Here is a 13,872-nt window from a genome sequence, read left to right as displayed (position 1 = left end):
CTTGTCCAGGGTGTCCCTGCCCGTCATGGGACAGTGAAATGCCGCCCGCCGCAAGGTGATTGGGCGAGCGGCCTGCCAACTATGGGTCCTATGTTCCCTTTTCGGCCTGTTCGCGGATCTTGCCCGCGAGCTGGGGCGGCATCGGTTCGTGGCGGGCGTACGAGCGGCTGAACCGTCCTGTGCCGTGTGAGACCGACCTCAGGTCCACGGCGTACCGCCCGATTTCGATCTCCGGAACCTCGGCCCGTACGAGCGTGCGGCCCTGTCCCGCCTGCTCGGTTCCGACCACCCGCCCCCGCCGCCCCGACAGATCGCTCATCACCGGCCCCACGTACTGGTCGGGCACCAGGACCTGCACCTCGGTGACCGGCTCGAGGAGGTGGATCTTCGCGTCGGCCGCCGCCTCGCGCATCGCCAGCGCGCCCGCCGTCTGGAACGCCGCGTCGGAGGAGTCGACCGAGTGCGCCTTTCCGTCGAGCAGGGTGATGCGTACGTCCACGAGCGGGTAGCCGGCGGCTACCCCCCGCCCGGCCTGGGCGCGTACGCCCTTCTCGACGGACGGGATGAACTGGCGTGGTACCGCGCCGCCCACGACCTTGTCGACGAACTCGATTCCGCTGCCCGGCGGCAGCGGCTCCACCGCGATCTCGCAGATCGCGTACTGGCCGTGGCCGCCGGACTGCTTCACATGCCGCCCGCGCCCCTCCGCCCTGGCACCGAACGTCTCGCGCAGCGACACCTTGTGCGGTACGACGTCCACCCGCACCCCGTACCTGCTGCGCAGCCGCTCCAGCGCCACGTCGCGGTGCGCCTCACCGAGGCACCACAGCACCAGCTGGCGGGTGTCCTGGTTCTGCTCCAGGCGCATCGTCGGGTCCTCCGCGACCAGCCGCGCCAGCCCCTGGGAGAGCTTGTCCTCGTCCGCCTTGCTGTGCGCCTGGATGGCGAGCGGCAGCAGCGGGTCGGGCATGGCCCACGGTTCCATCAGCAGTGGGTCGTCCTTCGCCGACAGGGTGTCCCCGGTCTCGGCGCGCAGCAGCTTCCCGACGCTGGCGATGTCGCCCGCTATGCAGCGGTTCAGGGTGCGCTGCTGCTTGCCGAAGGGCGAGGACAGCGCGCCGATCCGCTCGTCCACGTCGTGGTCCTCGTGGCCACGGTCCGTGAGACCGTGCCCCGACACATGCACCGTCTCGTCGGGCCGCAGCGTGCCGGAGAAGACCCGCACCAGGCTGACCCGCCCGACGTACGGGTCGGACGCCGTCTTGACGACCTCCGCGACCAGCGGCCCGTCGGGATCGCACGTGACCGGCGGGCGCGGGCTGCCCTCGGGGGTCGTGACGGCGGGCGTCTCGCGCTCGGCGGGGGTCGGGAAACCGCCGGTGATCAGCTCCAGCAGCTCGATGGTGCCGATGCCCTCGCGGTTCCCGTCGGCCGCCGGGGCGGCGGCGAGCACTGGATGGAAGGTGCCGCGTGCCACGGCGCGTTCCAGGTCTTCCACGAGCGTCTTGTAGTCGATCTCCTCACCGCCGAGGTAGCGGTCCATGAGGGTCTCGTCCTCGCTCTCGGCGATGATCCCCTCGATCAGCCGGTTGCGGGCCGCCTCGATCCGGGGCAGTTGCTCGCCGTCCGGCGGGGTCTCCTTGCGCTGGCCCGAGGAGTAGTCGAAGATCCGCTGCGAGAGCAGGCCGACGAGCCCCTCGACGGGGGCGTGGCCGTCGGGTCCCTGGGGCCCGTACAGCGGCAGATACAGCGGCAGTACGGCGTCGGGGTCGTCGCCCCCGAAGGTCTGCGCGCAGACCCGGGTCATCTCGTCGAAGTCCGTCCTGGCCGCTTCGAGGTGGGTGAAGACGATCGCCCGCGGCATGCCGACAGCGGCGCACTCCTCCCACAGCATCCGGGTCGCGCCGTCCACACCGTCCGATCCCGAGACGACGAAAAGGGCCGCGTCCGCCGCCCGCAGACCGGCCCTGAGTTCCCCGACGAAGTCGGCGTATCCGGGAGTGTCGATCAAATTGATCTTTATGCCGTCCCATTCGACGGGGACCAGGGACAGCTGCACCGAGCGTTGCTGCCGGTGCTCGATCTCGTCGTAGTCGGAGACGGTCGCGCCGTCCTCGACGCGGCCCGCCCTGTTGACCGTTCCCGTCGCCAGCGCGAGGGCCTCGGCCAGCGTGGTCTTTCCCGAGCCGCTGTGGCCGACCAGCACGACGTTCCGGATGGATGAGGGCCGGTCGGCCGTCGCTGCCCTGCCGGCGGCCCCGGTGTGTGATTGCGTCTTTTCGCCCATGATCCTTGCCTCCCAGTTCGAGCACGGTGAGGAGAGGGGGCGCGGACATGTGGGAGCCGCAATGGCGAGGCGACACCGGTGACGCCCGCGGTCATTCGAGCTTTCCACTCCCGCCACGGCGCGTCCATACGTAGTACGCGATCGACGGGCGGCAGGGGCCCCTGTGGCGGCCCGGCGATGCCCCGGCGGTGCGGGGGCCCGGGCGTCGCTACGATGGGCCAGCCGGTGGCCGTAGGGGCCGCACGGCCCACCGACCCCTCGGGAAGGCCATGCTGAACAAGTACGCGCGTGCATTCTTTACGCGTGTCCTCACGCCGTTCGCCGCGTTTCTCCTCCGCCGTGGGGTGAGCCCCGACGCGGTGACGCTCATCGGTACGGCCGGAGTGATGGCGGGTGCGCTGGTCTTCTTCCCCCGGGGAGAGTTCTTCTGGGGCACGATCGTCATCACGCTCTTCGTCTTCTCCGACCTCGTCGACGGCAACATGGCGAGGCAGGCGGGGGTCTCGAGCCGCTGGGGCGCCTTCCTGGACTCGACGCTCGACCGGGTCGCCGACTCGGCGATCTTCGGCGGGATCGCGCTCTGGTACGCGGGCACCGGCAACGACAACGTGTTGTGCGCGGTCGCCATCTTCTGCCTCGCCAGTGGCCAGGTCGTCTCGTACACCAAGGCCCGTGGCGAATCCATCGGTCTGCCGGTGGCGGTCAACGGCCTGGTGGAGCGTGCCGAACGGCTCGTGATCACGCTCGTCGCCGCCGGACTCGCCGGACTGCACAACTTCGGGGTGCCCGGCATCGACGTACTGCTGCCGGTCGCCCTGTGGGTCGTGGCCGTCGGCAGCCTGGTGACGCTGGGGCAGCGGGTCGTGACCGTACGCAAGGAGGCGGCGGAGGCGGACGCCGCTGCCGCGCCGGGGAGCGAGGCGACGTCGTGAGCGGTTCCAGGGAACGGCTGACGGACACGCTGTACGGCCTCGGCTGGGCCACCGTGAAGAGGCTGCCCGAGCCGGTGTCCGTCGCCCTCGGGCGCACCATCGCCGACACCGTGTGGAAGCGGCGCGGCGCGAGTGTGCTGCGGCTGGAGTCCAACCTCTCCCGCGTCGTGCCGGACGCGGGCCCCGAGCGCCTCGCCGAGCTGTCGAAGGCCGGCATGCGTTCGTACATGCGCTACTGGATGGAATCCTTCCGGCTGCCCGCGTGGAGCGCGCAGCGCGTGAAGGACGGCGTCGAGATCCAGGACATAGACCGCCTCACGGACACGCTCGCCTCCGGGCGGGGCGTCGTCCTCGCGCTGCCGCACCTGGCGAACTGGGATCTCGCGGGCGCCTGGGCCACCACCAAGCTGGAGATCCCGTTCACCACCGTCGCGGAGCGGCTCAAGCCGGAGACGCTGTACGACCGGTTCGTCGCGTACCGGGAGGGCCTCGGGATGGAGGTCCTGCCGCACGAGGGCGGCAGCGCCTTCGGGACGCTGGCGCGGCGGCTGCGGGCCGGCGGTCTGGTCTGCCTGGTCGCCGATCGCGACCTGTCCGCGTCCGGCACCGAGGTGAAGTTCTTCGGCGATACGGCGCGGATGCCCAGCGGCCCCGCGCTGCTGGCGCAGCAGACGGGGGCACTGCTGCTGCCGGCGACCCTCTGGTACGACGACTCGCCGGTGATGCGGGGGCGTATCCACCCGCCCGTCGACGTACCGGAGACAGGTACGCGCGCCGAGAAGACGTCCGTCATGACACAGGCCCTGGCGGACGCCTTCGCCACCGGTATCGCCGACCACCCGGAGGACTGGCACATGCTGCAACGGCTGTGGCTCGACGACCTCGAGCCGCGTCAGGAGAGCTCGTGAAGATCGGCATTGTCTGCCCGTACTCGTGGGACGTGCCGGGTGGCGTCCAGTTCCACATCCGGGACCTGGCCGAGCATCTGACCGGGCTCGGGCACGAGGTGTCGGTGCTGGCGCCCGCCGACGACGAGACGCCGCTGCCGCCGTACGTCGTGTCGGCGGGGCGGGCCGTCCCGGTGCCGTACAACGGCTCGGTGGCCCGCCTGAACTTCGGGTTCCTGTCCGCCGCGCGGGTACGGCGGTGGCTGCACGACGGCACGTTCGACGTCATTCACATCCACGAGCCGACCTCGCCGTCGCTCGGCCTGCTCGCGTGCTGGGCGGCGCAGGGGCCGATCGTCGCCACCTTCCACACCTCCAACCCGAAGTCCCGCGCGATGATCGCGGCGTACCCGATCCTGCAGCCCGCGCTGGAGAAGATCAGCGCGCGCATCGCGGTGAGCGAGTACGCGCGGCGCACGCTGGTCGAGCACCTCGGCGGGGACGCGGTCGTCATCCCCAACGGCGTCGACGTCGACTTCTTCGCGAAGGCCGACGTGAAGGCGGAGTGGCAGGGGCAGACCATCGGCTTCATCGGCCGTATCGACGAGCCGCGCAAGGGCCTGCCCGTCCTGATGCGCGCCCTCCCGCAGATCCTGGCCGAGCGCCCGGACACGCGGCTGCTGGTCGCGGGGCGCGGGGACGAGGAGGAGGCGGTGGCCTCCTTGCCGAAGGAGATGCGGGGCCGCGTCGAATTCCTCGGCATGGTCAGCGACGAGGACAAGGCGCGGCTGCTGCGGAGCGTCGACCTGTACGTCGCTCCGAACACCGGCGGTGAGAGCTTCGGCATCATCCTGGTCGAGGCGATGTCGGCGGGCGCGGCGGTGCTGGCGAGCGACCTCGACGCGTTCGCGCAGGTACTGGACCAGGGGGCGGCGGGCGAGCTCTTCGCCAACGAGGACGCGGCCGCGCTCGCCTCGGCGGCGGTGCGGCTGCTGGGGGACCCGGAGCGGCTGGCGGAGCTGCGGCTGCGGGGGTCGGCGCACGTGCGGCGCTTCGACTGGTCGACGGTGGCGGCGGACATCCTGTCCGTGTACGAGACGGTGACGGACGGGGCGGCGTCGGTGGACACCGATGAGCGCAGTGGGCTGCGGGCACGGTTCGGGCTGGCCCGGGACTGACCGGGGGCGTTGACGGTTCCGGGTGCGGTGCGGTGCGGTGCGGTGCTGTGCTGTGCGGTGCGGTGCCGGAGGTCGTTGATGGTTCCGGGTGCCGGGCCCTACGGGAGCGGCATTCGGGACTGCACGATTTAGGCGCGGAGCCGGGGTGCCTGAAAGCTTCCCCGGCGTCCTGCCCACAAATCACGCTTTACGTCCCGAACACCGCTCCCTACGGGCCCGACCCCCTCCCGTCGGGGATGGGTGCGGTCACAACGGCCGGGGTGGACACCAACCCGCTCGGGCGGCGCGCCGGCGCTACCTCCCGCGCCTTGCGGCGCGCCGCGATGGCTCCGGTCCCTTGGGGCGCCGGGGGAACAGGCCGGCGGGCTCGGCCGGCCCCTTGCCCGCATGTTCTCCGGCCGCAGCGGCGGGGGCGGTCCAGCGAGTGGGCCGCACCGGACCCACCGGCGGGAGGGGGCGGGTCGCGCAGGGGGTGGTGTTCGGGACGTAAAGCGTGATTTGTGCGCAGGGAGTGGGCTTCGTGCAAAGGGCGCTGCTGGGCGGCTAAATCATGCAGTCGCGAACGCCGCCCCCGGAGCGGCCCGCCCCCGGCACCCCCGGCCCCACCGGCACCCAGGCACCCCCGCCGCCCCCGGTAACGTGGCCGCCCCAGGTAACGTGGCCGCCCGTGACCGTAACCCTCATCTGGATCGTCGTAGCCCTCTTCGCGATCGGGCTGTACCTCAGCTGGACCGCGGGCCGACTGGACCGCCTGCACGCCCGTATCGACGCTTCCCGCGCCGCGCTCGACGCCCAGTTGCTGCGCCGCGCCTCGGTCACCCAGGAGCTCGCGACCTCCGGAGTGCTCGACCCCGCCGCTTCGATCCTGCTCTACCAGGCCGCGCACGCCGCCCGCCAGGCCGAGGAGGACCACCGCGAGGTCGCGGAGAGCGAGCTGAGCCAGGCGCTGCGGGCCGTCTTCGGCGAGACGGCGCAGGTCGAGGCGGTCAAGGAGGCGCCCGGCGGCGAGGACGCCACCGGGGAGCTGGCCGCGGCCGTACGCCGCGTACCCATGGCCCGGCGCTTCCACAACGACTCCGTACGTGCCGCCCGCGCACTGCGCCGCCACCGCAAGGTCCGCTGGTTCCGGCTGGCGGGCCACGCCCCGTTCCCGTTGGCGTTCGAGATGGACGACGAGCCCCCCGTGGCGCTGGCCGACCGCCCGGGCAGCTAGCAAAACGATCCACCGGCTGCACATTGGCCCTTGCGGTGGACTGGTCGGGCGATGTTCTCTCGGAGACAGCAAGAACCTTCTTTCTTCGAGTGAGGTCCATCCGTGTCCAGCACCAGCAACTTCCAGGCCCCCGAGACCGGCACCGCACGCGTGAAGCGCGGCATGGCGGAGCAGCTCAAGGGCGGCGTGATCATGGACGTCGTCAACGCCGAGCAGGCGAAGATCGCCGAGGACGCCGGCGCCGTGGCCGTCATGGCGCTGGAGCGCGTGCCCGCCGACATCCGCAAGGACGGCGGCGTGGCCCGGATGTCCGACCCCAACATGATCGAAGAGATCATCGAGGCCGTCTCGATCCCGGTCATGGCCAAGTCCCGCATCGGCCACTTCGTCGAGGCCCAGATCCTCCAGTCCCTCGGCGTCGACTACATCGACGAGTCCGAGGTCCTGACCCCGGCCGACGAGGTCAACCACTCCGACAAGTGGGCGTTCACCACCCCCTTCGTCTGTGGCGCCACCAACCTGGGCGAGGCCCTGCGCCGCATCGCCGAGGGCGCGGCCATGATCCGCTCGAAGGGCGAGGCCGGCACCGGCAACGTCGTCGAGGCGGTGCGTCACCTGCGCCAGATCAAGAACGAGATCGCGAAGCTGCGCGGCTACGACAACAACGAGCTGTACGCCGCCGCCAAGGAGCTCCGCGCCCCGTACGAGATCGTCAAGGAGGTCGCCGAGCTCGGAAAGCTTCCGGTCGTGCTGTTCTCCGCCGGTGGCGTCGCCACCCCCGCCGACGCCGCGCTGATGCGCCAGCTCGGCGCCGAGGGCGTCTTCGTCGGCTCGGGCATCTTCAAGTCCGGCGACCCGGCCGCCCGTGCCGCCGCGATCGTGAAGGCCACCACCTTCTACGACGACCCGAAGATCATCGCTGACGCGTCCCGGAACCTGGGCGAGGCCATGGTCGGCATCAACTGCGACACCCTCCCCGAGTCCGAGCGCTACGCCAACCGCGGCTGGTAGTGCCGGACATGAGCAACCCTGTGATCGGAGTCCTGGCTCTCCAGGGCGACGTACGGGAGCACCTGATCGCCCTGGCCGTGGCCGACGCCACGGCCAGGCCGGTCCGGCGCCCCGAGGAGCTCGCCGAGATCGACGGCCTGGTCATTCCCGGTGGCGAGTCCACCACCATGTCCAAGCTGGCCGTGCTCTTCGGCATGCAGGAGCCGCTGCGTGAGCGCATCAAGGACGGTATGCCGGTCTACGGTTCGTGCGCCGGACTGATCATGCTCGCCGACAAGATCCTGGACCCGCGCTCGGGTCAGGAGACGTTCGGCGGCATCGACATGATCGTGCGCCGCAACGCCTTCGGACGGCAGAACGAGTCGTTCGAGGCGAAGGTCGAGGTCGCCGGCATAGCGGACGGCCCCGTCGAGGGTGTCTTCATCCGCGCGCCGTGGGTCGAGTCGGTCGGCGCCCGCACCGAGGTGCTCGCCGAGCACGACGGCCACATCGTCGCCGTACGCCAGGGCAACGCCCTCGCCACGTCGTTCCACCCCGAACTGACGGGCGACCACCGGGTGCACCAGCTCTTCACAGAGATGGTGCGCGCCGTACGCTGACGGGATCCCGGTAGGATCTCTGCCGAACGCAGCAGTATTTGGTGACGCGAAGGAGACAGGCGGATGTCCGGCCACTCTAAATGGGCTACGACGAAGCACAAGAAGGCCGTGATCGATGCCAAGCGCGGCAAGCTCTTCGCGAAGCTGATCAAGAACATCGAGGTCGCGGCCCGCACCGGCGGGATCGACCCCGAGGGCAACCCGACGCTCGTCGACGCCATCCAGAAGGCGAAGAAGAGCTCCGTCCCCAACAAGAACATCGACTCCGCGGTCAAGCGCGGCGGCGGTCTTGAGGCGGGCGGCGTCGACTACCAGACGATCATGTACGAAGGCTACGGCCCGAACGGTGTCGCGGTGCTCATCGAGTGCCTCACCGACAACCGCAACCGCGCCGCCTCCGACGTGCGTGTCGCCATGACCCGCAACGGCGGTTCGATGGCCGACCCGGGTTCCGTCTCGTACCTCTTCAACCGCAAGGGCGTCGTCATCGTCCCCAAGGGCGAGTTGTCCGAGGACACGGTCCTGGACGCTGTCCTGGAGGCCGGGGCCGAGGAGGTCAACGACCTCGGTGAGTCCTTCGAGGTCATGAGCGAGGCCACCGACCTGGTCGCGGTCCGCACCGCGCTCCAGGATGCCGGCATCGACTACGACTCGGCGGACGCCAACTTCGTCCCGACCATGCAGGTCGAGCTCGACGAGGAAGGCGCGCGGAAGATCTTCAAGCTCATCGACGCGCTGGAGGACAGCGACGACGTACAGAACGTCTTCGCCAACTTCGACGTCTCGGACGAGGTCATGGAGAAGGTCGACGCCTGACGGGTGATCAGCACGTCTTGCACGGACGGGCCGACGGGACACGCTCCCGGCGGCCCGTCCGTGCGTTGTCAGTCCCAGCCGCTACTGTGCTGATCAGGCAAGAGCGCAGGAACAGATGATCGAGAGCGTGAGGGGAGGGGCGCGATGCGTGTACTCGGCGTGGACCCGGGGCTGACCCGGTGCGGCGTCGGCGTCGTCGAAGGTGTCGCCGGCCGTCCCCTGAAGATGCTCGGGGTCGGAGTCGTGCGTACGCCCTCGGACGCGGAGCTCGGGGACCGGCTGGTCGCCATCGAGCGCGGCATCGAGGAGTGGCTGGACGAGCACCGGCCCGAATTCGTCGCCGTGGAGCGTGTGTTCAGCCAGCACAACGTCCGTACGGTCATGGGTACGGCCCAGGCCAGCGCGGTCGCGATGCTGTGTGCCGCCCGCCGCGGACTGCCCGTCGCCCTGCATACGCCCAGTGAGGTCAAGGCGGCGGTCACCGGCAACGGCCGCGCGGAGAAGGACCAGGTCGGCGCGATGGTGACCCGGCTGCTCCGGCTGGACGCCCCGCCCAAGCCGGCCGACGCCGCCGACGCCCTCGCGCTCGCCATCTGCCACATCTGGCGCGCCCCCGCGATCAACCGCCTCCAGCAGGCGCACGCCGCGGCCCGCACGCCCCGCATCCCCGTACGGAAGGTCACGCGATGATCGCGTTCGTCAGCGGCCCGGTCGCCGCGCTCGCCCCCACCACGGCGGTCATCGAGGTCGGCGGCATCGGCATGGCGGTGCAGTGCGCGCCGAACACGCTGTCCACCCTGCGCATGGGCCAGGACGCGAAGCTCGCGACCTCCCTGGTCGTACGCGAGGATTCGCTGACCCTCTACGGCTTCGCGGACGACGACGAGCGCCAGGTCTTCGAGCTGCTCCAGACCGCCAGCGGCGTCGGCCCCCGGCTCGCCCAGGCCATGCTCGCCGTGCACTCGCCGGACGCGCTGCGCCTGGCGGTCTCGACGGGCGACGAGAAGGCGCTCACCGCCGTTCCCGGCATCGGCAAGAAGGGCGCCCAGAAGCTGCTGCTGGAGCTCAAGGGGCGGCTTGGTGAGCCGCTGGGCACCGGCGGTCACGTCGGGCCCCAGCGGGTCGCGTCGGGGCCCGCGCCGTGGGGCGAGCAGCTCCAGGCCGCGCTCATCGGTCTCGGGTACGCGTCGCGCGAGGCCGAGGAAGCGGTCGCCGCGGTCGCCCCGCAGGCCGAGGCCGCCCTGGCCGGGGGCAGCCAGCCGCCAGTGCCGCAATTGCTGCGCGCCGCGCTCCAGACCCTCAACCGCGCCCGCTGATTCGAGAGATCCGTAAATGAACTGGGACGAGACCGGACCCGACATCGACCAGCGGCTGGTCGACTCCGGCCCCGACGGCGAGGACCAGGCCGTCGAGGCCGCGCTGCGCCCCAAGGATCTCGACGAGTTCGTGGGCCAGGAGAAGGTCCGCGAGCAGCTCGACCTGGTCCTGCGGGCGGCCCGCGCGCGCGGCGCCACCGCCGACCACGTGTTGCTGTCCGGGGCCCCCGGCCTAGGCAAGACGACTCTGTCGATGATCATCGCGGCCGAGATGAACGCGCCGATCCGCATCACCTCGGGCCCCGCCATCCAGCACGCCGGAGACCTCGCGGCGCTCCTCTCCTCCCTCCAGGAGGGCGAGGTTCTCTTCCTCGACGAGATCCACCGGATGTCCCGCCCGGCCGAAGAGATGCTCTACATGGCCATGGAGGACTTCCGGGTCGATGTCATCGTCGGCAAGGGGCCGGGCGCCACCGCCATCCCGCTGGAGCTTCCTCCGTTCACGCTGGTCGGCGCCACCACCAGGGCCGGGCTGCTGCCGCCGCCGCTGCGCGACCGCTTCGGGTTCACCGGACACATGGAGTTCTACGAGCCCGCCGAGCTGGAGCGGGTCATCCACCGCTCCGCCCGCCTCCTCGACCTGGAGACAGACGTCGAGGGCGCGGCGGAGATCGCCGGCCGCTCCCGCGGTACGCCGCGTATCGCCAACCGCCTGCTGCGCCGCGTCCGCGACTACGCCCAGGTCAAGGCCGACGGCGTGATCAACCGCGACATCGCCGCGGCGGCCCTCAAGGTGTACGAGGTCGACGCCCGCGGCCTCGACCGCCTCGACCGCGCCGTGCTCGGCGCGCTGCTGAAGCTGTTCGGCGGCGGACCGGTGGGCCTGTCCACGCTGGCGGTGGCCGTGGGGGAGGAGCGGGAGACCGTCGAAGAGGTGGCCGAGCCCTTCCTCGTACGAGAAGGCCTTCTGGCCCGTACGCCGAGAGGCCGGGTGGCCACGCCCGCCGCCTGGGCGCATCTCGGCCTCGTACCGCCGCAGCAGGGTAATGGAGGAAACGGACAACCGGGGCTCTTCGGGACGTGACGGACCTGACGGCGCGGAGGCTCGCACGGTCAGGAACCACGGTGCGATGCTGGGCGTTGTTCCATTGATGCGGACTCGCTTAGACTCCGCCGATGCCGCCCTTCCAGGTCGGCGTACCCACCCCCCGTAGATCAGGCCGCTCCCCGGCGCGGTCGTGCGAAGGAATTTCCGTCCCGTGAATATCGTGACCCTCCTCCCCTTCATCGTGCTCATCGGGGCCATGTTCCTGATGACCCGGTCCGCCAAGAAGAAGCAGCAGGCGGCTGCGCAGATGCGCAACGACATGCAGCCCGGTACCGGCGTCCGGACGATCGGGGGCATGTACGCCACCGTCAAGGAAGTCCACGACGACACGGTCCTCCTCGAGGTCGCGCCGGGCGTGCACGCCGTCTACGCGAAGAACTCCGTCGGCGCCGTTCTCGACGACGAGGAGTACAACCGCATCGTCCACGGCGACGGCGACCTCAAGGTCGACGCTCCGGTCGTCCCGGACGACGCCTCCTCGCTGACCGAGTCCGCGGACTCGGACGCCGACGCGGACGACGTCGCGCGGATCGACCTCGGCAAGAAGACCGAGGTGGACGAGGCGGACAAGACGCACGACGTGGCCGACGCGGCCGGCGACGAGCCGAAGGACAAGAAGACCGACGGCGAGAGCGACGCGAAGTAGTCACGTAGGGGGACCGCGGCGCGCCCACCGGCGTACCCCGGTCCCCGGATCGTGTCGACTTCCGCGGGGCTGGGCCCCACATACTTCGTGGCCGCCTTGGCGCTCACCCGGCGCGGGGGCGGTTGGACAGGGAGAAACGAGAAGGTGGCAGCACCGAAGAAGGGCCGCAGGCCCGCGGGGGCTCCGGGCAGGCCAGGGCGCGCCCTGGTTCTGATCGTGATCGCCATGGTCGCGCTCACCAGCGGGATGTTCGCGACCGGTGAGCTCACACCGCGTCTGGGCATCGACCTCGCCGGCGGCACGAGCATCACGCTCAAGGCCAAGCCCGAGCCCGGCAAGCCGAACGCCATCAACAAGACCAACATGGACACGGCGGTCAACATCATCGACCGCCGTGTCAACGGTCTGGGCGTTTCTGAGGCCGAGGTCCAGACGCAGGGCAGAGACAACATCATCGTCAACATCCCCAAGGGGACGAACGAGAAGCAGGCCCGGGAGCAGGTCGGTACCACCGCTCAGCTCTACTTCCGGCCCGTGGTGACGTACACCGCCGGTACGCCGACGCCCGACGCCACCCCCTCCCCGAAGCCCTCGGCCGGCGGCAAGGACGGCAAGACCACGCCGACCGCCACACCGTCGGCGAGCGCCACCACTCAGGGCCGCGCCGTGACGGACGGGCTGAAGAAGGCCCCGACGCCGACCCCGACGGGCAGCGCGTCCAAGAGCCCGGACAAGAGCGAAAAGCCGTCGCCCACGCCGCCGGCCAACCCCGCGGCCTCCGCGCTGGAGAAGAAGTTCACGGCTCTGGACTGCACCAAGAAGACCGAGCGCGTCCAGGCCAACCAGGGCGTCAAGCCCGAAGACCCGATGGTCGCCTGCGGGAAGAACAATGCGGGTGAGTGGGAGAAGTACATCCTGGGCCCGGCCGAGGTCAACGGCAAGGACGTCGACGACGCCGCCGCGACGCTGGACCCGCAGCGTGGCATCTGGATCGTCACCATGGACTTCACCGACGGTGGGTCCAAGAAGTTCTCGAAGATCACCGGCGAGCTCTCGAAGCAGCAGCCCCCGCAGAACCAGTTCGCCATCGTCCTCGACGGCGAAGTCGTCTCGGCGCCCTCGGTCAACCAGACACTGAGCGCCAACGCCGAGATCTCCGGCAGCTTCACCCAGGAGTCGGCCCAGGACCTGGCCAACATCCTGTCGTACGGCGCGCTGCCGCTCTCCTTCAGCGAGGAGACCGTCACCACCGTCACCGCCGCGCTCGGTGGCGAGCAGCTCAAGGCCGGCCTGATCGCCGGCGCGATCGGTCTCGCGCTGGTCGTCATCTACCTGCTGGCGTACTACCGCGGTCTGGCCTTCGTGGCCATCGTGAGCCTCATCGTCTCGGCGATCCTGACGTACACGATCATGACGCTCCTCGGACCGGGCATCGGCTTCGCGCTGAACCTCCCCGCGGTGTGTGGTGCGATCGTTGCCATCGGCATCACCGCGGACTCGTTCATCGTGTACTTCGAACGCATCCGCGACGAGATCCGCGACGGCCGCACGCTCAAGCCCGCCGTGGAGCGTGCCTGGCCGCGTGCCCGGCGCACGATCCTGGTCTCCGACTTCGTGTCGTTCCTCGCCGCCGCGGTGCTGTTCGCCGTGACCGTCGGCAAGGTGCAGGGCTTCGCGTTCACGCTCGGCCTGACCACCCTGCTCGACGTGGTCGTGGTGTTCCTCTTCACCAAGCCGCTGATGACGCTGCTGGCGCGTACGAAGTTCTTCGGCCAGGGTCACCCGTGGTCCGGCCTGGACCCGAAGCGGCTCGGCGTACAGCCTCCGCTGCGCCGTACCCGTCGCGTCTCCGCCCCCATCGACCCGAAGGAGGCCTGAG

General features: G+C 70.5%; 13 protein-coding genes. 12 read left to right on the top strand and 1 reads right to left on the bottom strand.

What is annotated here, in order from left to right:
• Positions 1-88 precede the first annotated feature (88 nt).
• Positions 89-2,287, bottom strand: coding sequence for an elongation factor G-like protein EF-G2 (locus tag AC1P0E_RS04880; protein ID WP_482740910.1), 2,199 nt, complete (start codon positions 2,285-2,287; stop codon positions 89-91).
• A 269-nt stretch (positions 2,288-2,556) separates the two neighbouring features.
• On the opposite strand from AC1P0E_RS04880, the gene pgsA reads away from it, so the two are divergent.
• The 12 genes from pgsA (at position 2,557) to secD (ending at position 13,871) form a co-directional block, all read left to right on the top strand.
• A complete protein-coding gene (pgsA, locus tag AC1P0E_RS04875) occupies positions 2,557-3,219 on the top strand; it encodes a phosphatidylinositol phosphate synthase (RefSeq protein WP_482740909.1) in 663 nt (220 codons plus the stop codon).
• A complete protein-coding gene (locus AC1P0E_RS04870) occupies positions 3,216-4,127 on the top strand; it encodes a phosphatidylinositol mannoside acyltransferase (RefSeq protein ID WP_482740908.1) in 912 nt (303 codons plus the stop codon). The genes pgsA and AC1P0E_RS04870 overlap by 4 nt, the downstream gene beginning before the upstream one ends.
• Positions 4,124-5,284: a glycosyltransferase family 4 protein gene (locus AC1P0E_RS04865; protein WP_482740907.1), complete on the top strand. Its 1,161-nt coding sequence runs from the start codon at positions 4,124-4,126 to the stop codon at positions 5,282-5,284. The genes AC1P0E_RS04870 and AC1P0E_RS04865 overlap by 4 nt, the downstream gene beginning before the upstream one ends.
• 667 nt (positions 5,285-5,951) lie before the next feature.
• Complete coding sequence (locus tag AC1P0E_RS04860; RefSeq protein ID WP_482740906.1) at positions 5,952-6,497, top strand: hypothetical protein; 546 nt, start codon at positions 5,952-5,954, stop codon at positions 6,495-6,497.
• Positions 6,498-6,659: 162 nt separating this feature from the next.
• Positions 6,660-7,508: a pyridoxal 5'-phosphate synthase lyase subunit PdxS gene (gene pdxS / locus AC1P0E_RS04855; protein WP_251061052.1), complete on the top strand. Its 849-nt coding sequence runs from the start codon at positions 6,660-6,662 to the stop codon at positions 7,506-7,508.
• Positions 7,509-7,516: 8 nt separating this feature from the next.
• Complete coding sequence (pdxT, locus tag AC1P0E_RS04850; protein ID WP_482740905.1) at positions 7,517-8,107, top strand: pyridoxal 5'-phosphate synthase glutaminase subunit PdxT; 591 nt, start codon at positions 7,517-7,519, stop codon at positions 8,105-8,107.
• A 63-nt stretch (positions 8,108-8,170) separates the two neighbouring features.
• Positions 8,171-8,923 (top strand): YebC/PmpR family DNA-binding transcriptional regulator, encoded by a 753-nt coding sequence (locus AC1P0E_RS04845; protein WP_482740904.1) that lies wholly within the window; start codon positions 8,171-8,173, stop codon positions 8,921-8,923.
• A 144-nt stretch (positions 8,924-9,067) separates the two neighbouring features.
• Entirely contained in the window at positions 9,068-9,613 is a 546-nt protein-coding gene (gene ruvC, locus AC1P0E_RS04840; protein ID WP_482740903.1) for a crossover junction endodeoxyribonuclease RuvC, read from the top strand.
• Positions 9,610-10,239, top strand: a complete 630-nt coding sequence (gene ruvA / locus AC1P0E_RS04835) for a Holliday junction branch migration protein RuvA (protein WP_482740902.1) — start codon at positions 9,610-9,612, stop codon at positions 10,237-10,239. Before ruvC ends, ruvA begins: the two co-directional genes overlap by 4 nt.
• A 16-nt stretch (positions 10,240-10,255) precedes the next feature.
• Complete coding sequence (gene ruvB, locus AC1P0E_RS04830) at positions 10,256-11,323, top strand: Holliday junction branch migration DNA helicase RuvB (protein WP_482740901.1); 1,068 nt, start codon at positions 10,256-10,258, stop codon at positions 11,321-11,323.
• Between the two features lie 175 nt (positions 11,324-11,498).
• Positions 11,499-11,993 (top strand): preprotein translocase subunit YajC, encoded by a 495-nt coding sequence (gene yajC, locus AC1P0E_RS04825; protein ID WP_482740900.1) that lies wholly within the window; start codon positions 11,499-11,501, stop codon positions 11,991-11,993.
• A gap of 144 nt (positions 11,994-12,137) precedes the next feature.
• Positions 12,138-13,871, top strand: a complete 1,734-nt coding sequence (gene secD / locus AC1P0E_RS04820; protein WP_482740899.1) for a protein translocase subunit SecD — start codon at positions 12,138-12,140, stop codon at positions 13,869-13,871.
• The last annotated feature ends 1 nt before the right edge of the window (position 13,872 follow it).

Source organism: Streptomyces sp. TRD_SC_5, assembly GCF_056836825.1.
Note: the sequence above shows the minus strand (reverse complement) of the source record. Positions and strands in the feature narration are given on the sequence as shown.

Coding starts and splice junctions, on each gene's coding strand:
- pdxS (WP_251061052.1), top strand. CDS start 6,660: ATGGCGGAGCAGCTCAAGGGCGGCGTGATCATGGACGTCGTCAACGCC.
- AC1P0E_RS04845 (WP_482740904.1), top strand. CDS start 8,171: ATGTCCGGCCACTCTAAATGGGCTACGACGAAGCACAAGAAGGCCGTG.
- ruvA (WP_482740902.1), top strand. CDS start 9,610: ATGATCGCGTTCGTCAGCGGCCCGGTCGCCGCGCTCGCCCCCACCACG.
- ruvC (WP_482740903.1), top strand. CDS start 9,068: ATGCGTGTACTCGGCGTGGACCCGGGGCTGACCCGGTGCGGCGTCGGC.
- pdxT (WP_482740905.1), top strand. CDS start 7,517: ATGAGCAACCCTGTGATCGGAGTCCTGGCTCTCCAGGGCGACGTACGG.
- pgsA (WP_482740909.1), top strand. CDS start 2,557: ATGCTGAACAAGTACGCGCGTGCATTCTTTACGCGTGTCCTCACGCCG.
- AC1P0E_RS04880 (WP_482740910.1), bottom strand. CDS start 2,287: ATGGGCGAAAAGACGCAATCACACACCGGGGCCGCCGGCAGGGCAGCG.
- ruvB (WP_482740901.1), top strand. CDS start 10,256: ATGAACTGGGACGAGACCGGACCCGACATCGACCAGCGGCTGGTCGAC.